Here is a 23,254-nt window from a genome sequence, read left to right as displayed (position 1 = left end):
CATGAAGATGCAGTCTCATTCCCGTGCGCTGGCCTGTGTGGCGCTTGCCCTGGCGCTGGGCGCTTGCAGTCAGAGCGCCCCCCGCAAGGCGGTTGTCGTTGCCCAACCGGTTGCCGCCAAGGCAGAAGTTGTGCCGCAATCCGATCCCGATGCCGTGGTACAAAGCGCCGTAGTGGAGCCAAGTCCGGTCTTTGATGAGGAGTACCACGGCCCGGATCAGGGATCCCTGGAGTCGGTAACCGCCCTGTTTGCCCGTGGTTACATCGAATCAGCCATGCGTGAAACCATGCTGGCGGCGGTGCATAGCGACTATCCGCTGCTCGGCATGCGGGATGTGCGATTGACCGATCCTGTCTCCAAGTTTCTCACCTCGACCCAGGCTGCCACCACGGCCCACGACTATCTCTATGCCGGTGTGCAGCGTCGTCTCGGTCGCCCTCTGAGCCCGGCCCAGTGGGCGCAGATCTGGCAGGGATTGCCCCAGCAGGGGCGGGTCTCTGACTGGACCAAGCAGATCAAGCGAGTGCTGGCAGGGCGTTAAACCGCCAGCTAACCAGACAGCAGTGAGGCCACCCTTGGGTGGCCTCACTCATTTCTATCTTTCCTCATCTTTGTGTTCTGATTTCTGTTGATACCGATTGCCGCCTGCATTGCTTTGCTTTATCTTATTTTGGCCATCTAAACATCTATATGTTTTTATGGCTGATATTGATAGGGATGCCTCACCACGATGAGGCCCGGCGACGCACAGCCGCAGAGCAACGCTAAAGAGTGCATGGCAGCGCAAAAAAGCTGCAAATCGACAAAACAGACAAGCACAGAACAACAAAGAGACACGACAGATGGAAACACAGGCATTGTGGGTACTGGATGGTGGCATGGGACGCGAGCTGGCACGGCGAGGGGCGCCATTTCGCCAACCTGAATGGTCGGCGCTGGCGCTGATGGAGGCACCACAGACGGTGCGCGAAGTACATCAGGCCTATGTGGCGAGCGGTGCCCGTGTCATCACCACCAACAGTTATGCCCTGGTGCCGTTTCATATCGGTGCCGAGCGATTTGCCGCCGAAGGGGAAGCGCTGGCCGCGCTGGCTGGCCAGCTGGCCCGTGAGGTTGCCAATGAGCAACCGGGCTCGGTGCAGGTCGCAGGATCCTTGCCGCCGCTGTTTGGCTCCTACCGCGCCGACCTGTTCGAGGCGGATAGAGTGGGCGAGCTGGCCACACCGCTCATTCGGGCGCTGACGCCCCATGTGGATATCTGGCTGGCCGAGACCATGAGCCTGATTGCCGAGCCGCTGGCCCTCAAGGCGCTGTTGCCACAGGATGGCAAGCCGTTCTGGGTTTCCTTCACGCTGGAAGATGAAGCGCCGGGCTGCGAGCCTGCGCTTCGTTCCGGTGAGCGGGTGGCGGATGCCGTCACTGCACTGGCATCGGCCGGGGTGGATGCCATCCTGTTCAACTGCTGTCAGCCCGAGGTGATCGAGGCCGCGCTGACGGTGGCCGGTGACAGCTTGCAGGCGCTGGGTCGAGGGGATATTCGCCTCGGCGCCTATGCCAATGCGTTTCCTCCCCAGCCCAAGGAGGCGACCGCCAACGACGGGCTGGACGAGATCCGTGCCGATCTTGGGCCGCTGGATTACCTCGGCTGGGCCGAGCGCTGGCGCGCCGTGGGGGCCTCTCTCATTGGCGGCTGCTGCGGCATCGGCCCCGAGCATATTCAGGCACTGGCCAGCCGGCTGCGCTAAGGAGAGCATATGAAAGAGAGCAAAATAGGCCTCTGGTCCCTCACTGCGCTGGTGTTCAGCTCCATGGTGGGGGCGGGCATCTTCAGCTTGCCCCAGAACATGGCCGAGGTGGCCGGTGCCCGCGCCGTGCTGATCGGCTGGGGCGTGACCGGAGTGGGCATACTGGCACTCGCCGCGAGTTTTCTCTACCTGTCGCGGCTAAGACCGGATCTCGATGGCGGCATCTACAGCTATGCCCGCGCAGGCTTTGGGGAGCTGGTGGGTTTTTTCTCCGCCTGGGGCTACTGGCTGTGCGCCACCATAGGTGTGGTGGGTTACCTGGTGATCGCGTTCGCCGCCCTTGGCAGCTTCGTCGATACCCCTGAACAGATTTGGTTTGGCGATGGCAATACCCTGGCGGCTTTTATCGGCGAGTCCTTCATCCTCTGGGCGGTGCATCTGCTGGTGGCCCGTGGCGTGCAGCAGGCGGCCCTGTTCAATCTGGTGGCAACCCTGGCCAAGAGCCTGCCGCTGCTGCTGTTCATCCTGTTCGCCTGCTACTGGTTTGACCCTGTGACCTTTGCGGCGGATCAGGGGGGCAGCACGCTTGCTGTGCCGGTCTCCGAGCAGGTGCGCAACACCATGCTGATCACCCTCTGGGTCTTTACCGGCATCGAAGGGGCCGCCGTCCTGTCGGCCCGTGCGAGAAACAAGCGGGACGTGGGCACGGCCACAGTGCTCGGGGTAGTGCTGGCGTTGCTGCTTTATGTGCTCATCTCGGTACTGGCGCTGGGGATATTGAGTCGCCCCGAGCTCGCGGCCCTGCCCAATCCCTCCATGGCGGGGCTGATGGCCCAGATGACAGGCTCCTGGGGCAAAGTGCTGATCAGTGTCGGCCTCATTGTCTCTGTGCTTGCTTCTTACGTGAGCTGGACCCTTTTCTCGGCCGAGGTTCCCTTCAGCGCTGCCCGCCACGGCGCCTTCCCGGCCATCTTCCGGCGCCAGAATCGCAACGGCACCCCCATAGCGTCGCTGTGGCTCACCAGTCTGACGGTGCAGGGCTGCCTGCTGCTGGTGTGGCTGCTCGGCAAGGGGTACACCAACCTGCTGCTCATCTCCACCTCCATGATACTGGTGCCCTACCTGCTGATCGGCCTCTTCCTGCTCAAGCTTTCCTTGAGTGGCGAGGGCAATGGCCTGATGCGGACAGTGGCGCTGGTGTCGAGCGGTTATGGCCTCTGGCTGCTCTATGCCGCCGGTGTGGAATACCTGCTGCTCTCCTTGCTGCTTTACGGGCCGGGCCTGCTGCTGTTTCTCTACAGCCGCCGACAGCTTGGTGATCATCAGCGGCTCAGTGGTCGCGAGCGGCTGCTGGCCGGGATAACCCTGGTGAGCCTCATTCCCGCACTCTGGTCATTTGCCTCTCCATGAAGGGGATAAATGATCCTTGTAAAATGAGAAAGCGCCCTGGTGGCGCTCTCTTTTTTTGCTTTGTTCCCTGGCTCAGGCGCTGCCGGGGCCGGCCGGTTTGCCAAACAGCACCTTGAGCTTCTCTGACCAGGGGAGATCACGGGCCTCGCGCAGCATGTCGCGCCACTCGTGGAAGGTGAGGGTGAGCGGATTGAAGCTGCGAACCGGTTTGGTGATGCCAAAGCGGCATGGCTCGGCGGGATCCTCTTCCACAAAGGTGCCAAACAGCCGATCCCAGATGATCAGCACGCCGGCGAAGTTGCGGTCTATGTATTTGGCGTTGCTGGCGTGGTGCACCCTGTGGTGGGAGGGGGTATTGAAGACCCACTCAAGCCAGCCCAGCTTGCCCACCACTTGGGTGTGAACAAAGAACTGGAAACCCAGGCTGAGCAGCACGGTCGCCACCACGGCCTGGGGCGGGAAGCCGATGAGGATCATGGGGATCCAGAACAGCCACATGCCCGAGACGGGGTACATCAGGCTCTGGCGAAAGGCGGTGGAGAGGTTGAGTCGCTCCGAGCTGTGATGCACCACGTGAGAGGCCCACAGCCAGCGCACATGGTGGCTGGCAAAGTGGAACAGCCAATAACAGCAATCCTGCAGCAGGAACAGCAGCAAGATGCTCCAGAGATTGAGTTCTATGTCGAACAGGCGCCAGCCCCACAGGGCGTCATACAGGTAGGCGATGGCGATGGCCGTCAGTGCGTCACCCCCCTGATGCATCAGAGCCAGGGTGGCGTTGGCGAACAGGTCTCGCCACTGGTAGGTGGCGGTGGGAAAGGCCGCCCCGTGCTTGCGCAGGTAAAGCATCTCCCAGCCGACAAATGCCAAAAAGACGGGGGAGAGATAAAGCAGCAGCAGTTGCACATCCATGTCGAGCATCCGGTTTGACCAGTTGTGTTCCAGCATACCGAATGAATTTAAAATTTCATTAACATATTGCACCGCCATCTGGTGACTGGCCTGAATTTCAATTCAATGTAACCTGTTGTTTTTATATGGTTTAAGAGGTGGTTATGCAGTTGGTGAAAAGAGGGGTAGTCATTGCCCTGCTGTGGAGTGGCTGTGTGTGGGCCGATCCTGCTCAGGATCTGGTCAACCTGATCAACAGTGAACAGCAAGCGGAGCAGTTGCAGGCCCAGCTGCAGGCACAGTTGATCCCGCTGATCATTCGGGGGGCAGGCGAACATGCGCAGGAATTGGCCAAGCATCGCGATGTACTGGAGGCCTGGTTTGGCCGCTATCTCTCCTGGCCGGCCATGAGTGCCGAGGTGGCCGCCATCTATCGCAACCATTTCACCGACGCCGAGCTCAAGGAGCTGATCGCCTTTTATCAGAGTCCGGTCGGGAAGAAATCCCTGGATACCATGCCGGCTATCTTTCAGGAGAGCTCGCTGGTGGGTAAATCCATGGCCGAGCGCAATATGCCGGCACTGCAAATCATGCTGGATGAAGCAAAACGCCAGGCGACAAAATAGATGCGACGGGCTGAGCCTGTGTCAGCGTGAAGAGGGAGCCATGGCTCCCTCTTCTGCTTTCTACGGCTGTCAGCGTCAGAGCACCTGACTCAGGAACTGGCGCAGGCGCGGGGAGGGAGGATTGTCAAAGAAGTCGGTGGGCTTCTCATCCACCAGCAGCTCGCCGTTTTCCATAAACAGTACCCTGTCCGCCACCTCGCGGGCGAAGCCCATCTCGTGGGTCACCACCACCATGGTCATGCCCTCGCGAGCCAGCCCCTTCATGACGTCCAGTACCTCGCCCACCATCTCGGGGTCCAAGGCGCTGGTGGGCTCGTCGAACAGCATGATGCGCGGCTGCATGGCAAGCGCCCGAGCGATGGCCACCCGCTGTTGCTGGCCGCCGGAGAGCTGGGACGGATAGCTCTCGGCCTTGTTCGACAATCCCACTTTCAGCAGCAGGGCCTTGGCCCTGTCCCGCGCGTCATTGCGCGACAGCCCGCGCACCTTCTGTGGCGCCAGGCAGATGTTGTCCAGTACGTTCAGGTGGGGGAAGAGGTTGAAGGACTGGAACACCATGCCCACCTCTTCCCGCAGCTTGTTGACGTCACCCGGTTCGGTCAGGCAGATGCCATCGACCACTATGTTGCCGTCGTTGATGGTTTCCAGCTGGTTGAGGGTACGCAGAAACGTGGATTTTCCCGAGCCGCTCGGCCCGACGATCACCACCACTTCCCCTTCGGCGACTTCCGTGCTGACGTTCTTCAGGGCGTGCACACCACCGGCGTAGATCTTCTCCACTCCGCTGGCTTTTATGATGGGATCAGGCTTAGTTGCTGCGTGCATATTTCACCTCCAGACGACGCACCAGAAAAGAGAGGGTGCCGGTCAACACCAGATAGAGCAGGGCCACGGTGAACCACACCTCGAACGGGCTGAAGGTGGAGCTGACCACCTCACGCCCCGCCTTGGTGAGATCCGTGATGGAGATGACAGACACCAGGGAGGAGTCCTTGATGAGGTTGATGAACTGACCTGCCAGCGGTGGCAGCACCCGCTTGAAGGCTTGCGGCAGAATGACGTAGCGCATGGTCTGGGCCGAGGTGAGCCCCAGGCTGCGGCCCGCTTCCATTTGTCCCTTGTGGATTGAACTGATGCCGGCGCGCACGATTTCGGCCACATAGGCGCCGGTAAAGACGGCCAGTGCCGCCACCCCAGCGGTGAACCTGTCCAGGTTCAGCACAGTGCCGATAAAGAAGTAGACGATGAAGATCTGCACCAGCAGTGGCGTGCCGCGAATGAGCTCCACATAGGTGACCGCCAGATTGCGCAAGGCCGGATTGGGGGAGAGGCGGGCCAGCCCTGCCAGGGTGCCGAGCAGGATGGCAAATACCCCTGCCACCAGGGAGAGCTTGACCGTGACCCAGACACCCCAGGCGATGGGGCCCGCGGTCCAGGTGAGTTCGGTATCCAGGGTATCGCCCCGGAAAATGGTGTCCCCTTCGGTGACCTTCACCCCTGTGCTGGCGATGGCCTGTCGCTGATTGGGGTCGAGATCATTTTGCAGGAACAGTTTGCCCTGCTCGGCGCTGGTGGTGCCGGCGATCACTGTGCCGTCAAATTCGGCCAGGTTGTTCTGCTCCGCCTGGTAGGCGATGTATTGGGGAATTCGCTCCCAGCGCCAGGTGTAATCCACGGACTGAACCGCTTTATAGATGCCGAATACGGCAGCCAGCAGCATCAGCAGGAAGACGCCGTGCCAGAGCAACTGGTTGGGTTGTTTTTCCATCTGTCTTGTTGGGTTGTGCACTGTCGCAACCTCTTTGTAGTTATTGTGTGGGGATCTGCGTGAAGGGGCGGCAGGCCGCCCCTTGCGAGGTTACTTGAGCTGATTCAGCCAGGCGTTGGATTCGAACCACTTCTTGTAGAGGCGGTCGTAGCTGCCATCGCCCTTGATCTGGCGCAGGTAGTTGTTGAACCAGTTGAGGGTGTCCTGATCGCCTTTGCGGATGGCCCAGGCCAGGGGTTCGAAGGTAAACGGCTTGTCCAGGTGCACAACGGCACCGGTATTCTGGGAAGCGAAGATGGCGTTGTAGGGCAGGTCGTAGACGAAGGCGTCAACCTTGCCGTTGATCACTTCCAGCTTGGCGTCATCCTGGGTTTCAAACTGCAGCAGGGTCGCTTTGGGGATCAGACGTTTGACCGCCTGCTCGCCAGTGGTGCCGAGCTTGACCGCGATTTTGTACTTGGGATCGTTCAAATCGCTGAAGGATTTGATCTCGCCGGCCTTGTCCTTGCGCAGCACTATGGTCTGGCCCACGACTATGTAGGGATCGGCAAAGTTGACCCTCAGGTTGCGCTGGGGGGTGACTGTCATGCCGCCCATGATGACGTCGAACTTGTCGGTCAGCAGCGCAGGTATGATGCCATCCCAGGCGGTGTTGACGAACTCCACCTTGACGCCCATCTCCTTGGCGACCATCTTGGCGAGATCCACGTCAAAGCCGATGTACTGGCCCTGCTTGTTGGTCATTTCAAAGGGTTGATAGCCGGCGTCGAAACCGACTCTCAGCACGCCGCGATCGAGCACGGCATCCAGGGTGGAGGCAGGGGCGGCGGCGTTGGCGAGCCCGCACAGCAGCAAGGTAGAGAGAATGAATTTTTTGATCATAAGTGACGTCTCTGTCGGTGGTGTGTTCGGCCTTGAACCTGATCCCGTGCGACTCCGTGGCACAAGAGACTGCTGCATCCGGCAACAGGCAAGACAGGATTATTGTCTTGGTTGAGGCAAAAGCCCCATATGAGATTCCATTTTCTGTGTGCTGAGTGAAAAATGTACCAAATTCCGATTGTGCCAGATGACTCAACAGGTTAGTGACGCTTTTCCCCCGTGACTGCACTCATAAAATCACACGAAAACAACATATCTATCTAATGGGGCGGGTTCAAGTCCAAAATGCCAGCGGGACACTTTGTTACATCCGGCCTCGTCATCGGCAGTGCCAAACGTTACTCACTTTCTCAACTGCGACACGAGAGGGATTCCAATGGAGCATATTTAGCGGATTTTTATGCAATACGTAAACTTTTATTGAGGATTTAGTCAGACACCACTGGGTCTTGTTTTGCGCTTCAAATATACTCAGTTACCTTCGTTTAGTGGCACGGGTATGGACGCCTCAATACTGCTCAAGCTGGATGTATTCACCCTCATGGTCATGGCCCTGGGTGGCTACAGCCTCGGTTTTATCACCCTCTCCATCATATGGTTGACCCACAGGGAGATCCCCGGACTCGGATTCTGGTGGTGGTCGAGCCTGTGCGCCCTGGCGGCCCAGAGTCTCTTCTCCCAGCAGGCCTTCATGCCCAATCTGGCGGGGATCTGGCTGGCCAATCTGCTGATCACCGTCTGTATCGCCCTGATGCCGCTGGCACTGCAGCGCTTCTTCGGCAAGCCGCTCAGCTGGGGTGCAAGCGCGCTGTTCATGCTGGTCTATGTGCTGATCCTGAGCTGGAGCATCTTGTTCAACGACCATATGGCGCCCCGGGTATTGCTGGCCTGTCTGAGCTACATGGTTTTGGGGGCCGTGATCGTCTTTCTCATCTGGCGACACGGCTATCCCGCCTACCTGCCGGCTGTGCTGGTGTTCACCGTGGTCAATATCCTGCTTTATGGCTTCAACCTGATGCGGATGGGCTTCCTGTTGGAAGGGGATGCCAGGGTGCTGATGGATCAGAGCGGGGTCAACGTGCTGCCCTTTCTCTCCATGTTGATGGGCAGTTACCTCTCCACCTTCGGGGTGTTGCTGCTCTGTACCCAGTATCGGGCGCTTGCCCTGCGTCAGCAGGCCAGCCATGACTCCCTGACAGGTCTGTTGAACCGGCGCGGTTTCATGGAGCAGATGGGCACGCGGCGGATTGGCGAGTTCGGCGCGCTGGCTGTACTGGATCTGGATGACTTCAAGCAGGTCAATGATCGTCATGGCCACGAGATAGGGGACAGGGTGCTGGAGGCAGTCGGCGCCTATCTCGGCGCTCAGCCTGAGCTGGTGGCCAGCCGTTTTGGTGGGGAAGAATTCGTCTTGCTGCTACCCAGAGAGGATGAACAAGCCCAGCAGGCACGCTGCGAACGGATATTGCAGGATCTGGCGGCGCTGGATCTGAGCGGGATCCACATCACGGTCAGCATGGGGCTGGCGCGCTGCCAGCACGACTGGCATTTCGATACCCTGTTCAGCCAGGCCGATAGCGCCCTTTATCAGGCCAAGCGAGAGGGCAAGAACCGCATCTGCCGACTGGCCTGAAGGGACTGGCTCATACTGCTTCTGCGGCGAGAGGGCGTGGTGCCTGGGCCTTGAGGAAGGGGAGCAGCAACAGGGCCGAGACCCCTGCCGCGACCGAGATCACCACGAAGAAGCCGTTCCAGTGCCAGATCTCCATCACCTTGGCCAGCGGATAACCCGACAGCGCCGCCCCCATGTAGGCAAACAGGCCGACGAAGCCGGTGGCGGCCCCCGCCGAGTTTTTATGGGAGCACTCGGCCGCCGCCATGCCGATCAGCATCTGGGGGCCGAACACGAAGAAACCTATGGTGAAGAAACAGGCTGCCTGCATCACATAGCTGAAGAAGGGCATCAGCCACAGCGACCCCACCGCCAGCAGTATCCCCACCGCGAAGATGAGGTTCATCGGCCCGCGATTGCCGTTGAACAGCTTGTCCGATCCCCAGCCCGCCACCAGGGCACCGATAAAGCCCCCCACCTCGAACATCGAGATAGCCGAGTTGGCGCTCATCAGATTGAAGCCGCGCTGCTCCGTCATGTAGAGATTGCCCCAGTCATTGATGGCGGTGCGCACCACATAGACCAGCACGTAGCAGCAGGCAAGCAGCCAGATGTAGGGATTGCCAAGCACGTATTTGCGCAAGATCTGGCGATGGGAGAGGCCAGCATCCTGAGTCTGCTGGGCCAGCTCCATGGCATCCTGGCGCCACTCCCCGACCGTGGGCAGCCCCATGGCGCTCGGGGTATCTCGCAGTCGCCAGCACAAGAACAGCCCGGCCAGAATGGCGATGACGCCGGGCACTATCATGCCGTAGCGCCAGCCGTGCTGCAGAGCTATGGTGCTGACGATGAGGGGAATGAGCGCCCCACCCACGTTGTGGGCCGTGTTCCAGGCCGACCACCAGACCCCCCGCTCGCTGCGGGAATACCAGCTGGTGAGCAGCTTGGAGCAGGGGGGCCAGCCCCAGCCCTGAAAGAAGGCGTTGGCGACCCAGAGCGTTGCAAACAGCCAGAGGGATGATGACAGGCCGAACAGTATATTGATGACACCGGTGGCCATCAGCCCCAGCCCCATGAAGTAGCGGGGGTTGGCCCGGTCGCTGATGATGCCGGAGAAGAACTTGGAGCAGCCGTAGGTGATGTAGAACAAGGTCCACAAGATGCCGATGTCGGACTTGTCCAGCATGCCGTCCGCCAGCATGTCCGGCATGGCGAAGTTGAAGCTCTTGCGGGTGAAATAGAAGACAGCGTAGCCCAGGTACATGGTCAGCAGAATATGCAGTCGCCAGTGACGGTAGCTGGCATCGATCTCGGCCTGGTCACGGATGAGCGGCAGTGGCGGTGCGCTCCTCATAAAGCTCAACATAAGACGGTCTTCTCCCGGGATGGCGCGTCAGTCACGGGGATCTTCCCGTTTGCGATTGGGCAGGTGTACGGTCAGCTGGGTGCCGTGGATGCAGGAGAGCTGCAGGCTGCCACCCAGTGCCTGCACCCGCTCGCGTATGCCGAGCAGGCCATAACCCTGGGGAGATCTGTGCTCCGGCAAGCCGCAGCCGTCGTCTTCCAGCAACAGCAGCAAACGCTCGGCCTGGCGATGGGCGCGAATGGTGACCGAGCTGGCGTTGGCATGCTTTACCACATTGTTGAGCCCCTCCTGACAGACCCGGAACAGGGTGACCCGCTGGGCGTCGGAGAGCCCCTCGTCCGTCAGCTGCCACTCGAGCCGGGTGACGATGCCGTGGCGTTCCAGCTCCAGCTCCCGCAGCAGGCCGCGCACCGCCTGCTCCAGACTCATGTCGTCGAGCTGGCGGGGGCGCAGGCGGCCGAGCAGGCCGCGCACCGCATCATAAATACCCAGGGAGAGCGTCTCTATGAGGGCGCTGCTCTGGCCGACCCCGGCATTGTCCGGCGCGAGACGCCGTACTATGCCGGCCTGGGTGCGAATGGCCGTGATGGTCTGGCCTATGTCATCGTGCAGCTCGCGGGCCACTTCCTTGCGGATGCTCTCCTCGGTTTCCAGCAACCGCTCTGTGAGTTGACGGTTATGGGCGAGCTGGCGGGTCAGTGCCTGATTGAGCTCACGCTGGCGCTGGATGCCGGCCCCCAGCAGCAGGCCGGTCAGGCTCTGGGCCAGCAGGGAGAGCAGCAGATCCAGCGGGTGTTCGTGCCAGGCCTGCCCTGCCATCAGGGCGACCGTGTTCATCAGGGTGGCGAGCAGGGCCCCCTGCCAGCCGTAGCGCCAGGCCATGGCCATGATGGGAATGGCCAGACAAAACGGGGTGAAGCGCACCAGCGAGTCCGGCAGGCCGAGCTGCAACCAGAGGCTCAATACAAACAGCAGCAGATACCAGACCAGATGGCGAAAACGCCAGTCCACCGGTTGATCCACCAGAGCGGGTCCCAGCGGCACCCAGGTGGCGCGGGTGAGGTAGTGCCAGATCAGCATGCAGGTGGAGGTGAGGGTCAGGCCGCCGGTCAGGGTGAGCAGCAGGGCGGTGAGGCCATCTTCCCCGGCCAGATGCCAGAGCAGGGATTGCAGCAGCGCCGCCACCGTCACGGTGGCGAGTAATACCAGCAGTTGTTGCCAGTCGTTGCGCACCTGCTGGCGGCGGGCGATGAGCAGTGGCAGCAGGGTGAGCAGGCTGCCCGCCTGAACAAGTGGCCAGGATGGCAGGCCGACTTCGCTGTCGAGCCAGTAGAGCAGCAGGGATTCACTGAGCAGCAGCGGCGGCCAGTAGGCGATCGGGCTTTGCAGCAAGAGGCCCAGGCGCAGACCAAACGGGAACAGCAGCACCGCCAGTATGGGGGACCCCGCCAGATGCAGGCTGATGCTCCACAGGCAAAACCAGCCCGCGGCAAAGATGAAGCAGGCCGCCAGCGAGATGGCGACATAGCTGGCAAACCGGGAGATCACCAGCTGTCCAGCATGCGGTGGGCCAGCTCCACGTTGTTGCTGACTTTCAGTTTGTCCATCAGGTTGGCGCGGTGCACGTGGACCGTCTTGGGGGAGAGTCCCAGCTGCTCGGCGATGGCCTTCACTTCCAGCCCCCGCGCCAGCAGCTGCGCCACTTCCCGCTCCCGGTTGGTGAGGGGATCCTGACTGTTGCAGGCCAGCTTGTGGGCTATGTCCGGGGTTAGATAACAGCCACCGTGGGCGGCGGTGCGCACAGCGGCGATCAGCTCGTCCGGGCTGCAACGCTTGGAGAGAAAGCCCTTGGCGCCGGCCTGCAACGCCTGCTCGATCAGCGCCGGGCTGTCGTGCACCGACAGCATCACCACGGCGAGGCCGGAAGGCAGTCGCTTGAGCAGGTCCAGCCCGGATTGATCCGGCATTGAGATGTCGCACACGCACAGCTGCACGCCGCTGCCCGGCAAACCGGCCAGGGCGTCGGCGGCGCAGCCGAATTCGGCCACCACCTTGAGGTCTGGCTCGAGATTGAGCAGTTGCGCAAAGCCGGAGCGGACGATCTGGTGATCGTCGATGAGGGCAATCTTTATCATGATGTCAGCCTGAAATCTGCGGCCAGGGTGCTGGCGCGGCCAACAAGATACCTGCCGCTTTGCCCGGGCTCAAGGGGAAGCACAAATTGTGGTCAAGATAGGGGCAGATCCCGTCCTAAAGCTTGATCGGGATCAGGGGAGGGGATAGCTCAGAGCTTAGGGGGGACCGGGAGCAGACAAGAGCAAGCGCCGCCGCCGAAGGCTGTCGGCGCATGCCCGTGTTGGCAGCTAGCTAGCGGTGCAGCTCTCCCGCTCGTTCCGGCTGATAGACCACTTCCAGGATCTCGACCTGGATGGTGCGACCGGCGGGGCCCGGCCAGGCGATGCTGTCGCCCACCTTCAGCCCCAGCAGGGCGCTGCCGACCGGTGCCAGCACGGAGATCCTGGACTCATCCCCCTGTACATCCTTTGGATAGACCAGGGTCAGGCAAAATTCGTTTTCGCTGTTTTGCATCTTGAAGCGCACAGTGCTGTTCATGGTGACCACGTCCGGCGGCATGTCGGCCGGTTCGCGCATCTCGGCGCGATCCAGCTCCTCTTGCAGTGCCAGGTGTTGGGGGTGGTTGCCGAGCAATTGTTCGATACGATCCAGGTCCAGGCTGGAAATCACAAGATTAGGTTTTTGCATAAGATATTCCTTATCAATGGGTTATATGACCAGGATGGCAGGCAAGCTGGTCGCAAAAAGAGTATTGGATACGAAAAAACAGATCGGGAAGGCGATGCCCCCGAACGACTCGCTGTCAGGGGCGAGGGCGGGGGCTCAACGGGGTGTGAGCTGGCTTGGAAAAATCTTGAACGCTTTCATGGGGATACCATAACCATTCTGGACTGCTTTGGCAATTATCCTGATAGGGTTGTCAGGGGGCCTGATAATCGTACTGCTTGAGGATGCGGGCCAGGCTGCCATCGTCGTGCATGGCCAGAATGGTTGTGCGCCAACGCAGCGCGTCGGCAGGGGGAAAACGGGGGCTGGCGGCAAGATAGAGGGTGCTCTCTTGCAGAGTATCGCCACGCACCAGATCCGTCAGTGGCAAGCCCGCCTGCTGCTGGTTGTAACGGGCCGTATTCCAGGCAACGGCCCAGCCCTGAATGCGGTTTCGGGCCAGCTTGTTGGCATTGCTGACCTCGTCGGTGACCGGGTCCTGCTTCACCCGACCAAGCGGCTGGATCAGGTTCTGACCGTGGGAGCCACGCATCACCCCTATGGTCAGGCCTGGCAATGTTTTGACAGTGAGTGGCGCCGGGTGGAATTGGCGATGGCCCACCAGCACGAAGGCTTCGTCCAGCAGGGGGGCAACCCAGAGAAGCAGGGGTTCACGCTGGGGGGTTCTGGCCGGTGGCAGCAGCAGCACATCCTGGCGATAGTGAGTCTGGCTGAGGGCGCGGGCCAGCGGCATCAGCTCTATGGTCAAGGGCTCCTTGAGGCGACGGGCTGCTTCTTCCAGTACCTCTATGGCCATGCCGCTCGGAGCTCCCTGGTTGGAGCGAATGACATAAGGGGGGATCTCGGCTGCAAGGACCACGACGGCGTGGGCCTGAGCGCCAGCGAAGAGGGTGGTGCAGAGCAGCAGGAGCAAAACGGGAATGCGCATAAGAGGCCGGATCCGGGATGAGTACACAGAGTGTAACATCCCGTTACCGCAAGTCAGCTCACCCCATGCAGGGGAGCGCGTCAGTCGAAGAAGTCCCGCAGATCCAGGATCTGATAACCGTCCAGTTGCAGCCAGGGCAACTGCTTTGGCAAGGATTTGAGAGTGACCTCCATCCGGTAGCTGCGATAACCGTCCAGGCTGGCGGATTCCACCACCAGGGGTATCTGCCATCGGCTGGACCAGAGGATGCGGGTGCGCTGTTTGCCCTCGCGTTTTTCATACCAGCGTGCCTGCTCGGGAGCCGCCTCATCGAGCGGGGTCATCTCTTGCAACAGGGCCGGGTTGATGAGGTAGCGGATCCGCTCCCAATCCGGTTTGAAGGCCACCTGACCATACTCTTCCACCGGCACCTCCACCAACTGGTTGTGCCAGGCGTCGGCGTAGCGCAGTTGCAGCTCACCGCGCGTGTCGCGGGTTACCCAGCGGGCCGCCATCTGGTGGGTGAAGTGTTTGTGGCCAGGGGTAGCATCGTGGGTGGCGTGATAGGCACGGGCCAGGGGCAGGGGGATCAATCGCTGGCTCCACACCTGGTTGTCGACCCGTATCCATTTTTCCTGCCAATGGTTCTCCCGGGCTATGCCATCGCTGCTGGTGACCCTGTCCTGATAGCTGATCCGGGCGGCGAGATCCGGGGGCGTGTCATCGGCATGGACATGAAAAGAGAAGGTGCTGCCGAGCAGCAATAAAGGAAGCAAGCATCGCATCATCATCTGTCGCTCGAAAGAGCCGGGGCCCGGGCTCAGGGTGAAGCCGGGCCCCCGCTGCTTACAGGCCGAGCGCCTCCCGCAGTTTGCCGAACACCTTGGTATTGTCCAGGGTGCCCTTGAAGCGGCTGCTGCCGGCGCCATCGGCGAACAGCATGACGTCACCGCCACCGTGGGTCTCGGAGCCCAGCTTGACGCCTGTCTCCTGCAGGTAGTCGTTACCCATCACCTCGTCGCTGGTGAGGGTCGGGCGCACATCGGGGCGGTTGGGGCCGTTGCCAAACACCAGGGTCGTGAAGGGTTTGCCATCCACGTCGTTCTGGGTCGAGCCATCACCGCTCTTGACCAGATCCAGCACAGGGTTGCCCTTGGCGGAGTAGCCGTTGATGGTCATGGTGTGGTCATGGTCGGCAGTCACTACGACCAGCGTATCTTTCAGATCCACCTTGCCCAGCGCCGTCTTGACCGCTTCATCCAGTGCCACCGCATCGGTGAGGGCACGCTTGGCGTTGGTGCCATGCAGGGCGTGATCGATACGGCCCCCTTCCACCATCAGGAAGTAACCCTGACTGTTCTGGCTCAAGAGATCGATCGCCTTGGCGGTCATTTCGGCCAGGGACGGCTGGGTATTGGCATCCCCCTTGGCGACGCGGTCCAGCTCGTAATCGAGGTGGGATTTGGTGCTGAACAGACCCAGCACCTTGCCGCTGCTGACCTTGGCCAGCTCGCTCTGGGTGGTGACATAGTTGTATCCTTGAGCGGCCAGCTCGGCGGTGAGATCCCGACCATCGGCGCGGCCACCTTTATTGCTGGCGCTGTAAGGGGTCCAGTGATTGGCACCGCCCCCCATCAGCACATCGACCCCATCCCCGAGGGCGGTGTTGAAGCCGGCGCCGCCCGGCACCGCCTGTTCGGCGATGGCATAGGCCGCATCTCTGTGGCAGATGTGGGAATAGGTGGCCGCCGGGGTGGCATGGGTCAGCTCTGTGGTGGTGACGGCGCCAACCGACTTGCCGGCCGCCTTGGCCAGCTCCAGTATGGTGGGCGCCGGCTTGCCGTTGTCGGCGGTGCAATTGTTGATGCCCTTGTTGCCGTTGGCATCCTTGCCGGGCGCCACGGCCAGGGTGTCGCTGCTCATGGCGATCACCTCGTTGTTCATCTTGACACCCGTGGTATAGGCCGCCATGGAGGGGGCCGAATCCGTGGTCTGGGCATCGTTGGAGAAGGTTTTGATGCGGGCCGTGCGCGGCAGCTTCATCATCTCCAGGTTGCCCTCTTCCCCCACCTTGAACAGGCGGGTGGCGGTGAGCACTGTGGGGCCCATGCCATCACCGATAAAGAGAATGACGTTTTTGGCGTCACCGGCCTGTGCCTGGGTGGTTGCGCCCAGCGCACTGAACAGGGCTGCGCAGACCAGCGTGTGCTTGATGGATGTATTCATCTGTTTGCTCATGAAAGTGCTCCTTACAGCTTGGCTGCAGCCTTGACCTTGCCAAAGACGGCCGTGTTATCGAGAGAGCCGTGGAAGCTGTCCGCTCCCTGGCCGATGGCGCCGAGGAAGACGTCGGTACCGCCGTGGGTTTCGTTGCCAATGTCGCCGACCTTGACCACGACCTCCTGGTGATAGTCGTTGGCGGAGACGGTGGCATCGTCCAGCGGTGCCACGCTGCTGCGCGGGCCATCCACCCGGTTGTAGCCGTTGCCAAAGCCGATGATGGTGTAAGGCATGCCATCGGCATCCTTGCTGGGTTCACCGGTTTGGTAGTTCTTCACCAGCCCGAGCACACCCGGGTTGCCTGTGGTGGTCTTACCGGTGCGTTTGGCATAACCGTTGAGCACGAGCGTATGGTCATGGTCGGCGGTGACCACTATCAGGGTGTTCTTCAGCTCGGGGTCGGTTTTTTTCACCTCATCGATGGCGGCCTTGATGGCGTTGTCGAAGGCGAGGGTATCTTGCAAGGCACGCTTGGCGTTGGTGTCGTGCAGGGCGTGATCGATGCGGCCCCCTTCCACCATCAGGAAGTAACCCTTCTCCTTGTCCTTGAGCTGCTTGATGGCGGCAAGCGTCATCTGGGCCAGTGAAGGCTCATCGGCCGGGCGGTCCAGTTCATATTTCATGTGGCTCGAACCGAACAGTCCCAGCAGCGGCTTGCCCGCCTCGGCCTTGTTCAACTCGCTCAGGTTGCTGGCAAACTGGTAGCCCTTGGCCTGCATCTCGCTGATGAGATTGCGGCCATCCTCCCGCTTGCCCTTGTCGGCTTTTGGCAGGAAGAAGCCGCTGCCACCGCCGAGCACCACATCCAGCCCCTCTTTCAGGGCGCCGTTGTAACCGGCGCCGCCCGGCACCAGCTGGACGGCGATGTCATTTTCCAGATCCCGGTTGCAGATATGGGCATAGGTGGCAGCCGGTGTGGCGTGGGTGACCCGGGTGCTGGTGACGACACCGGTACCGCGACCGTCGGCCTTGGCCAGCTCCAGCAGTGTGGTGACCGGCTTGCCGGCACTCTTGCTGCAGTCGTTTTCATAGGTGGCATCGCCGTCCATGCTGATGACGCCGTTGTTGCTCTTGACCCCTGTCATGTAGGCCGCCATGGAAGGAGCGGAATCTGTGACCTGGGCATCGTGGGAGAAGGTCTTGATAAAGGCCGTCTCTGGCAGGGTATCGATGGTGAGACTGCCCTCTTCACCGACACCGTAGATGCGGGCAGCCGTCAGGGTATTGAGGCCCATGCCGTCACCGAGAAAGAAGATGACGTTCCTGGCGCTGGGGTCGGGTGTGGTGCTGTCGTTGTTGGAGTTGCAGCCGGCAGCCAGGGCGGCGCCGATCATCAATGCAAGTCCTGCCATTTTTCTCATTGGGGTTCGCTCCTTGTAAAACCTGAGCGCAGCCTAGAGGCAGGAGATGACACTTTTACTGATTATCGGTGACGGTTGTATGAAAAGATGAAATAAATGTTACATTATATCAGTGTGTTATGTGTCAATTGCTGAGGGAGATTGGTACCGGGCCGCCATCCTTCTCCCTTCATGGCGGCTTGGTGGTTTTATGGCCTGATGGCTAGAATGACCTGTCAAATCGGGGCGCCAGCAGGTAAAATGCGCCCCCTTGCGACGCCTGACGTCTGCCATCGCCCGCCGCTCGTTCCATAGCAAGCCAGCGCCCGCAGCCCCTATTTAGAGAGTAACGGATATGTCCATCAACTGGTTCCCCGGCCACATGCACAAGGCCCGCAAAGAGATTGCCGAGGTCATGCCACAGGTCGATGTCATCATAGAGATGCTCGATGCCCGCATCCCCTTCTCCAGCGAAAACCCGCTGGTGCCCGAGCTGCGTGGCGATACCCCTGTGATCAAGGTGCTGAACAAGGCGGATCTCGCCGACCCCGAGATCACGGCGCTGTGGGTGGCCCACATGGAAAAGGAGAAAGGGATCAAGGCCCTGCCGCTGACCCAGCAGGAGCCCGAGAAGATCAAGCAGCTGCTGACCCTGTGCCACGAGATGCTGCCGGAGCGCAACCTGGAGCTGCGCGGCGTGCGGGCCATGATCATGGGGATCCCCAACGTGGGCAAATCCACCCTGATCAATACCCTGGCGGGTCGCATCATAGCCCGGACGGGCAACGAGGCAGGGGTGACCAAGTCCCAGCAGCGGATCAAGCTGGACAACAACGTCGTCCTGACAGATACCCCCGGTTTCCTCTGGCCCAAGCTCAACCCGCCCTCCTGCGGTTATCGTCTGGCGGTCACGGCGGCCATCAAGGACACGGTATTTGACTATGCCGACATCGCCATGTTCGCCGCCGACTACTTTATCAAGGCCTATCCGGAGCGCATCAAGGCGCGCTACCAGATTAGCGAACTGCCGGAAACCGAGATCGAGCTGCTGGAGATGATCGCCCGCCAGCGCGCCTTCATGCGCAAAGGCGGCCTGGCCGACCTGCACAAGGCGTCAGAAATCCTGGTGAACGAGTTCCGCTCCGGCCTGCTGGGCCGCATCTCGCTGGAAACTCCCGAGATGGTGAGTGTCGAGATAGTCGCGGCCGAAGAGGACGCGGCGCAAAAGGCCAAGGAGAAGGCCGAGCGGGAAGATGAGCGTCAGGCGCGCGCCCGTCGCAAGTACGCCAGGAAGCGTCAAAAGTAGGTTCAACGTTATCCCGCCAAGGCAGGTTCGCGAAGCGTGAGCGGACCGTTTGACGCCTGTGTGGTTGAGGTAAAGAGACAAGATAATAAAGAAGAGGCGACCCAAGGGGTCGCCTCTTCTTTTTATGAATCCTGGTACACGGCAGGCATGCTGGTTTGGCCAAAGCGCTTGCGCGCTTCCTCAAACAGCGTCATGTGCAGCGGGATCAGCTGTTGCCATTCCCGACGGTAACCACCACCGGGCACAGCGGCGACAGGCAACCCATGCTTGATTGCACAGTCAAATACCATGGCATCCCGCTGGCGAATGCCTTCATCACTCAAGGCCAGATAGCCGAGCTCGTCGGCATGGTGCACATCGACCCCAGCCTGATAGAGGACGAGGTCGGGATTGTACAGGCGCAGCGCCAGAGTGAGTGCCTGCGCCAGGGTGTCGAGATAGGCATCGTCCTGCATGCCGCTTGGCAGGGCAAAGTCCAGATGAGAGGCCGGCTTGTGGCGGGGAAAGTTGTGCTCCCCGTGCAGCGACAGCGTGATGATGTCACGCCGCCCGGCACAAAGGGCGGCGCTGCCATCCCCCTGATGGACATCGAGGTCCACGATCAGCACCTGATCGCAGCGTCCCTCGTCCAGGCAGGTTTGCGCAGCAATCACCAGATCGTTGAACAGACAAAAACCGCTGCCATGAGCCCGGTGGGCGTGGTGATAGCCGCCGGATATCTGCAGTCCGCAGCCCTGTTCGAGAGCGTGGCGGCTGGCGGCCAGGGTAGCCCCGACCGAGAGCAGGGTGCGCTCGATGAGCCGTGGCGACCAGGGAAAACCGAGCTGGCGAATGGCGTTATCATCAAGCTGGCCTGCAAGTGCGGCACTCACATAGTCACTGTCGTGAACCCGGCAGATCTGCGCTCGGGTTGCGGCTTGTGTCTCTTGAAGCGGATAGCCCCTGGTGCTGAGCGTCTGAAACAGGGCCTGGTATTTTGCCAGGGGAAAGCGATGGCGTGCGGGCAGCGCCAGAGAGGAGTAATAAGGGTGATGGAAGATGCGCAGTGACATGGGTGTCAGACCGGATGGGGTATGAAAAAGGGGAGCCAGGCTCCCCTTTTTGCACGATACGCCATTACTGCTGCTGGATAATCCAGATCTGGAAGGCTTTGCGGGTTTCTGCGTCGGCCTTGTTGTACCAGCTCTGCAGCTGGGTCAGGGCTTCCGGATTGCTCTGAGCCTTGCTCGGGGCAACCTGTACCGGCGCGCTGGCGGCGGCCATGACGGCGGCGGTAGAAACGGCGACTGTGGTCGGCTGGTTGAAGGCTTTGCCCATGCCCAGCAGCTCTTGCTGATAGTCACGGGTCAGCTGGAAGCCTTCGACCTTTGGCATCACGAACTGCTCGCTGGCAACGATTTGGCCGCTGTTCTTGTCTTTCAGAACGACTTTTTGATCCTTTACAAACTGCTTGGCTTCGCTTTCGTTGCGCGGCTTCTTGAAGTCCAGTACCAGTTTCTGGTTGTCGGCTGCGGTGAAGTTGATCACCAGCGGCTCGGCGGTCACCAGTTTGATGTCGCTACGGCTGGAGTAGTTGCCTTCGAAGGCGACGACCAGTTGATGGTCACCCGCCTTGATGGGGTAGGTGTTGCTCTTGTCGAGCAGCTTGGGATTGATGGGTTGGCCATCGATCAACTGGGCAACATAAGGATTGGTGACTTCCAATTGGGCATCGGCCAGGGCACTACCTGCCCACAAAAGACCAGCCAGAGCCGGCACCAGAACAGTCAGTTTCATTTCATCTCCTTGAACAGTCAGGCGATTGCCCACTGAAAAACAGGGGCTCATTTTTACAGGTTTGCCCAAGGGCGGCAATAGGCGTTTATGGTGCCTCATATTTACCCTGCTGCTCACTTTGCTATGAAACAGTGGTCATGCCAGTGGGCCATGCTGGCCAGTTCAGAGCTGGCCCTATTCAATCCGGCGACTGAAGGGGGGCAATGCATCGAGCAGTCCCTTGCCATAGCGCTTGGTCAGCAGACGCCTGTCGAGGATGGTGACCCGGCCCCGATCCGCCTCTTTGCGAATGAGGCGGCCGCAGGCCTGGATCAGCTTGCGAGAGGCTTCCGGCACCGTCAGTTGCAGGAAGGGGTTGCCACCCCGTTTCTCTACCCACTCGGCGGTGGCCTCTTCCACTGGCGAGTTGGGCACCGCAAACGGCAGTTTGGTGATCACTAGGTTGGTGAGGTAGTGACCGGGCAAGTCCAGCCCTTCCGAGAAGCTGCCGGTGCCAAATAGAATGCTGGGCTGACCGCCATCGCATTTTTGTTTGTGCAGAGTGAGCAGTGCATTGCGGGATGCCTCACCCTGTACCAGCAAGGAGAGTCCCTTGGCCCTCAGCCCTGCCACTACTTCGTTCATCTGCCGATAGGAGGAAAAGAGCACCAGGCTTGCCTCCTTGCCTGCCAGTATGCGGGGCAGCACGCTGATGAGCTCCTCGGTAAAGGCGGGGGAGCTGGGCTCATGTTCCATCTTGGGCAGATAGAGCTCGGCTTTTTGGTAGTCAAACGGGGAGCGCAGGCGCAGATAACGGGTGCCGTCATGCTCTTTCAGTCCCACCTGATGGCGAAAATAGCTGAAAGAGGAGAGGGCTGTGAGGGTGGCTGACACCAGCACGGCACCGAGGCATTTGGACCAGAGCCACTCCTCCAGCAGATAACCCACCTCTATGGGGGAGGCGTGCAACCAGATGTCGCCATCATCGCTCTTGGCCATCCAGCGAGCGAGCGGTGTCTTGCCCTCGGGCACATGGCGCCCCAGCATCTCCCACAGGGCGCAGAAACTCTCCAGCCGTTGCAGGTAGAAGCCGCTCTCCGCCAGCAGGAGCTCGGCCTCCTTGCGCCGGATCTCGCCATCCTTCAAGGCTTCGCCAATGGCACCCTGCATCCTGTCCAGTGCCCGCAGCGCCTTCTTGCTCGCCTCTTTCAGATTTTCCGCCAGCATGGGCAGGGGATCGGGCAACACGCCTTCGGCGAATCGATAATGTGCCTCGCCATTGAACAGCTTGTCGTTGGCACCCAGCCACTGATCCAGTGCCTTGAGATCCGGTTGCAGTGAGGCCAGCGCATCCTGCAGCTTCAACTGGGGATCGAGCAGGCTGTCCTTGTTCAGCGTTCTGGCCAGTTTGCCTGCGCTTTGCGTCAACTTTTCCAGCCAGCGGCGGGAACCCTTGACGCTCGCCGAGGCGGCGCCGTGATCCCGGGCTATGGTGGGCAGGTGGTGGGCTTCATCCAGTACATAGAGGCACTCATCGGGTGGCGGCAAAATGATGCCGCCACCCATGGTGAGATCCGAGAGCAGCAGGGCATGGTTCACCACCAGCACATCGGCGGCATCCATGTCGTTGCGGGCGCGATGGAAGGGGCAGTGCTGATGATGGCTCAGCGCCTTGTTGCAGGTATGGCGGTCGGCAGCGATGCGATTCCAGCAGAGATCGGGAATGGGCGTTGGCCAGTTGTCCCGATCGCCGTCCCATTTTCCGTCTGTATAAGCTTGCCACAGCGCCTGATAGCGTTCCTTGTCAGAGTCGGATGGCTTGTGTTTGCTGAGTGCGTCGAAGTTGAATTCGAAGTTGGCCATTTCGGTACCGCTGGCAGCTTGCTCCAGCAGATGCTCGCAGCAGTAACGTTGACGGCCCTTGACCAGCATAAAGCGAAATGGCAGTTCGCTGTGGCGGTGATAAAAGGGCAGGTCCTTGTGGATCAACTGCTCTTGCAGGGCGACAGTGGCGGTGGAGATCACCAGCTTCTTCTGGGTCAGCCGTGCCACCGGAATGGCGCCCTGGGCATAGGAGAGGGATTTACCGATACCAGTGCCCGCTTCGGCCACCAGAATACGGCGCTGCTTGTCATATTCCCCGGTCAGGGTCTTGGCGATCTCCGCTACCAGAAAATTCTGCTCCTTGCGCGGTACAAAACCGGGTAAACCATCGGCAATTTGACGATAGGTATTGCGAATGGCGGCTTTGAGGCGGGTAGAGAGCATGAAAGAAAGGACCGTTTCGGGGAGTGAAGGGAGACAGGATACCTGTAACTGCCAACCCGGGTCGAGGCATGGCTCAGCGCACAAATTTGACCTCTTCTTCTATTTATAAGGCGCGCCGTCGCCATTGTGCGATAAATCACCAAAGTGGCCTGATAAAGCCAGCGATTATCGCTGTAAACGTTTTCCCTTGGCATGCAAATAATATGAGATTCAGATCACACTTTTTTCGCTAAGACCATGTGTTTGGTAGAAAGTTCCAAGTTTTTTCATTGCGGTTCAAAAAATCCGGTGCTAGT

The 23,254-nt window shown here is 60.4% G+C and carries 21 protein-coding genes; 6 read left to right on the top strand and 15 right to left on the bottom strand.

The annotated features are described in order from the left end of the window. The first annotated feature begins 1 nt into the window (after window position 1). The 3 genes from GWQ29_RS00505 to GWQ29_RS00495 all read left to right on the top strand — a co-directional run bounded on the left by GWQ29_RS00505 (window position 2) and on the right by GWQ29_RS00495 (window position 3,155). Entirely contained in the window at window positions 2-541 is a 540-nt protein-coding gene (locus GWQ29_RS00505) for a hypothetical protein (protein WP_192896032.1), read from the top strand. A gap of 301 nt (window positions 542-842) precedes the next feature. After that, the gene (locus tag GWQ29_RS00500) at window positions 843-1,745 is read left to right on the top strand and encodes a homocysteine S-methyltransferase family protein (protein ID WP_113720034.1); all 903 of its coding nucleotides are present in this window, start codon (window positions 843-845) and stop codon (window positions 1,743-1,745) included. 9 nt (window positions 1,746-1,754) lie between these two features. Continuing rightward, window positions 1,755-3,155 (top strand): basic amino acid/polyamine antiporter, encoded by a 1,401-nt coding sequence (locus GWQ29_RS00495; protein WP_265422370.1) that lies wholly within the window; start codon window positions 1,755-1,757, stop codon window positions 3,153-3,155. Between the two features lie 72 nt (window positions 3,156-3,227). On the opposite strand, the gene GWQ29_RS00490 is transcribed toward GWQ29_RS00495, so the two are convergent. Beyond that, a complete protein-coding gene (locus tag GWQ29_RS00490; RefSeq protein ID WP_265462281.1) occupies window positions 3,228-4,067 on the bottom strand; it encodes a sterol desaturase family protein in 840 nt (279 codons plus the stop codon). Between the two features lie 143 nt (window positions 4,068-4,210). On the opposite strand from GWQ29_RS00490, the gene GWQ29_RS00485 reads away from it, so the two are divergent. Next, complete coding sequence (locus tag GWQ29_RS00485; RefSeq protein ID WP_275918532.1) at window positions 4,211-4,672, top strand: DUF2059 domain-containing protein; 462 nt, start codon at window positions 4,211-4,213, stop codon at window positions 4,670-4,672. Window positions 4,673-4,747: 75 nt separating this feature from the next. On the opposite strand, the gene GWQ29_RS00480 is transcribed toward GWQ29_RS00485, so the two are convergent. From GWQ29_RS00480 to GWQ29_RS00470, 3 genes are all read right to left on the bottom strand, one after another. Then, window positions 4,748-5,497: an amino acid ABC transporter ATP-binding protein gene (locus GWQ29_RS00480; RefSeq protein ID WP_005320136.1), complete on the bottom strand. Its 750-nt coding sequence runs from the start codon at window positions 5,495-5,497 to the stop codon at window positions 4,748-4,750. Continuing rightward, window positions 5,481-6,440, bottom strand: coding sequence for an amino acid ABC transporter permease (locus GWQ29_RS00475; RefSeq protein ID WP_005320135.1), 960 nt, complete (start codon window positions 6,438-6,440; stop codon window positions 5,481-5,483). The genes GWQ29_RS00480 and GWQ29_RS00475 overlap by 17 nt, the downstream gene beginning before the upstream one ends. A 90-nt stretch (window positions 6,441-6,530) precedes the next feature. Further along, window positions 6,531-7,322 carry a transporter substrate-binding domain-containing protein gene (locus GWQ29_RS00470; RefSeq protein WP_169045781.1) on the bottom strand — a complete coding sequence of 264 codons (792 nt, stop codon included), beginning with the start codon at window positions 7,320-7,322 and terminating at the stop codon, window positions 6,531-6,533. A gap of 499 nt (window positions 7,323-7,821) precedes the next feature. Here GWQ29_RS00470 and GWQ29_RS00465 point away from each other — a divergent pair, with 499 nt between their 5' ends. Then, window positions 7,822-8,955, top strand: coding sequence for a GGDEF domain-containing protein (locus tag GWQ29_RS00465; RefSeq protein WP_275918531.1), 1,134 nt, complete (start codon window positions 7,822-7,824; stop codon window positions 8,953-8,955). A 10-nt stretch (window positions 8,956-8,965) separates the two neighbouring features. On the opposite strand, the gene GWQ29_RS00460 is transcribed toward GWQ29_RS00465, so the two are convergent. The 8 genes from GWQ29_RS00460 to GWQ29_RS00425 all read right to left on the bottom strand — a co-directional run bounded on the left by GWQ29_RS00460 (window position 8,966) and on the right by GWQ29_RS00425 (window position 17,650). Further along, window positions 8,966-10,300, bottom strand: coding sequence for an MFS transporter (locus GWQ29_RS00460; protein WP_275918530.1), 1,335 nt, complete (start codon window positions 10,298-10,300; stop codon window positions 8,966-8,968). A 27-nt stretch (window positions 10,301-10,327) separates the two neighbouring features. Then, entirely contained in the window at window positions 10,328-11,848 is a 1,521-nt protein-coding gene (uhpB, locus tag GWQ29_RS00455; protein ID WP_096118236.1) for a signal transduction histidine-protein kinase/phosphatase UhpB, read from the bottom strand. Beyond that, entirely contained in the window at window positions 11,845-12,435 is a 591-nt protein-coding gene (gene uhpA / locus GWQ29_RS00450; protein WP_021139640.1) for a transcriptional regulator UhpA, read from the bottom strand. Before uhpA ends, uhpB begins: the two co-directional genes overlap by 4 nt. A gap of 232 nt (window positions 12,436-12,667) precedes the next feature. Then, window positions 12,668-13,063, bottom strand: a complete 396-nt coding sequence (rnk, locus tag GWQ29_RS00445; RefSeq protein ID WP_005320129.1) for a nucleoside diphosphate kinase regulator — start codon at window positions 13,061-13,063, stop codon at window positions 12,668-12,670. A gap of 232 nt (window positions 13,064-13,295) precedes the next feature. After that, the gene (locus GWQ29_RS00440; protein WP_275918529.1) at window positions 13,296-14,030 is read right to left on the bottom strand and encodes a transporter substrate-binding domain-containing protein; all 735 of its coding nucleotides are present in this window, start codon (window positions 14,028-14,030) and stop codon (window positions 13,296-13,298) included. 80 nt (window positions 14,031-14,110) lie between these two features. After that, the gene (locus GWQ29_RS00435) at window positions 14,111-14,797 is read right to left on the bottom strand and encodes a hypothetical protein (RefSeq protein WP_265452839.1); all 687 of its coding nucleotides are present in this window, start codon (window positions 14,795-14,797) and stop codon (window positions 14,111-14,113) included. 58 nt (window positions 14,798-14,855) lie between these two features. Next, window positions 14,856-16,247 carry an alkaline phosphatase gene (locus GWQ29_RS00430; RefSeq protein ID WP_275918528.1) on the bottom strand — a complete coding sequence of 464 codons (1,392 nt, stop codon included), beginning with the start codon at window positions 16,245-16,247 and terminating at the stop codon, window positions 14,856-14,858. An 11-nt stretch (window positions 16,248-16,258) separates the two neighbouring features. Further along, complete coding sequence (locus tag GWQ29_RS00425; protein ID WP_011898561.1) at window positions 16,259-17,650, bottom strand: alkaline phosphatase; 1,392 nt, start codon at window positions 17,648-17,650, stop codon at window positions 16,259-16,261. 334 nt (window positions 17,651-17,984) lie between these two features. Here GWQ29_RS00425 and ylqF point away from each other — a divergent pair, with 334 nt between their 5' ends. Continuing rightward, window positions 17,985-18,935 carry a ribosome biogenesis GTPase YlqF gene (ylqF, locus tag GWQ29_RS00420; RefSeq protein ID WP_058394178.1) on the top strand — a complete coding sequence of 317 codons (951 nt, stop codon included), beginning with the start codon at window positions 17,985-17,987 and terminating at the stop codon, window positions 18,933-18,935. Between the two features lie 122 nt (window positions 18,936-19,057). On the opposite strand, the gene GWQ29_RS00415 is transcribed toward ylqF, so the two are convergent. The 3 genes from GWQ29_RS00415 to dinG form a co-directional block, all read right to left on the bottom strand. After that, window positions 19,058-19,987 (bottom strand): histone deacetylase, encoded by a 930-nt coding sequence (locus GWQ29_RS00415; RefSeq protein WP_275918527.1) that lies wholly within the window; start codon window positions 19,985-19,987, stop codon window positions 19,058-19,060. Window positions 19,988-20,051: 64 nt separating this feature from the next. After that, window positions 20,052-20,711 (bottom strand): DUF2057 domain-containing protein, encoded by a 660-nt coding sequence (locus GWQ29_RS00410; protein ID WP_265462262.1) that lies wholly within the window; start codon window positions 20,709-20,711, stop codon window positions 20,052-20,054. 174 nt (window positions 20,712-20,885) lie between these two features. Next, window positions 20,886-22,958 carry an ATP-dependent DNA helicase DinG gene (gene dinG, locus GWQ29_RS00405; RefSeq protein ID WP_275918526.1) on the bottom strand — a complete coding sequence of 691 codons (2,073 nt, stop codon included), beginning with the start codon at window positions 22,956-22,958 and terminating at the stop codon, window positions 20,886-20,888. Window positions 22,959-23,254 lie beyond the last annotated feature (296 nt).

It is taken from the genome of Aeromonas sp. 2HA2 (assembly GCF_029237345.1).
GTDB lineage: Bacteria > Pseudomonadota > Gammaproteobacteria > Enterobacterales > Aeromonadaceae > Aeromonas > Aeromonas salmonicida.
This window is presented reverse-complemented; position numbering and strand designations above follow the sequence as displayed.

Coding starts and splice junctions, on each gene's coding strand:
- GWQ29_RS00505 (WP_192896032.1), top strand. CDS start 2: ATGAAGATGCAGTCTCATTCCCGTGCGCTGGCCTGTGTGGCGCTTGCC.
- GWQ29_RS00500 (WP_113720034.1), top strand. CDS start 843: ATGGAAACACAGGCATTGTGGGTACTGGATGGTGGCATGGGACGCGAG.
- GWQ29_RS00495 (WP_265422370.1), top strand. CDS start 1,755: ATGAAAGAGAGCAAAATAGGCCTCTGGTCCCTCACTGCGCTGGTGTTC.
- GWQ29_RS00490 (WP_265462281.1), bottom strand. CDS start 4,067: ATGGATGTGCAACTGCTGCTGCTTTATCTCTCCCCCGTCTTTTTGGCA.
- GWQ29_RS00485 (WP_275918532.1), top strand. CDS start 4,211: ATGCAGTTGGTGAAAAGAGGGGTAGTCATTGCCCTGCTGTGGAGTGGC.
- GWQ29_RS00480 (WP_005320136.1), bottom strand. CDS start 5,497: ATGCACGCAGCAACTAAGCCTGATCCCATCATAAAAGCCAGCGGAGTG.
- GWQ29_RS00475 (WP_005320135.1), bottom strand. CDS start 6,440: ATGGAAAAACAACCCAACCAGTTGCTCTGGCACGGCGTCTTCCTGCTG.
- GWQ29_RS00470 (WP_169045781.1), bottom strand. CDS start 7,322: ATGATCAAAAAATTCATTCTCTCTACCTTGCTGCTGTGCGGGCTCGCC.
- GWQ29_RS00465 (WP_275918531.1), top strand. CDS start 7,822: ATGGACGCCTCAATACTGCTCAAGCTGGATGTATTCACCCTCATGGTC.
- GWQ29_RS00460 (WP_275918530.1), bottom strand. CDS start 10,300: ATGTTGAGCTTTATGAGGAGCGCACCGCCACTGCCGCTCATCCGTGAC.
- uhpA (WP_021139640.1), bottom strand. CDS start 12,435: ATGATAAAGATTGCCCTCATCGACGATCACCAGATCGTCCGCTCCGGC.
- rnk (WP_005320129.1), bottom strand. CDS start 13,063: ATGCAAAAACCTAATCTTGTGATTTCCAGCCTGGACCTGGATCGTATC.
- GWQ29_RS00440 (WP_275918529.1), bottom strand. CDS start 14,030: ATGCGCATTCCCGTTTTGCTCCTGCTGCTCTGCACCACCCTCTTCGCT.
- GWQ29_RS00435 (WP_265452839.1), bottom strand. CDS start 14,797: ATGATGCGATGCTTGCTTCCTTTATTGCTGCTCGGCAGCACCTTCTCT.
- GWQ29_RS00430 (WP_275918528.1), bottom strand. CDS start 16,247: ATGAGCAAACAGATGAATACATCCATCAAGCACACGCTGGTCTGCGCA.
- GWQ29_RS00425 (WP_011898561.1), bottom strand. CDS start 17,650: ATGAGAAAAATGGCAGGACTTGCATTGATGATCGGCGCCGCCCTGGCT.
- ylqF (WP_058394178.1), top strand. CDS start 17,985: ATGTCCATCAACTGGTTCCCCGGCCACATGCACAAGGCCCGCAAAGAG.
- GWQ29_RS00415 (WP_275918527.1), bottom strand. CDS start 19,987: ATGTCACTGCGCATCTTCCATCACCCTTATTACTCCTCTCTGGCGCTG.
- GWQ29_RS00410 (WP_265462262.1), bottom strand. CDS start 20,711: ATGAAACTGACTGTTCTGGTGCCGGCTCTGGCTGGTCTTTTGTGGGCA.
- dinG (WP_275918526.1), bottom strand. CDS start 22,958: ATGCTCTCTACCCGCCTCAAAGCCGCCATTCGCAATACCTATCGTCAA.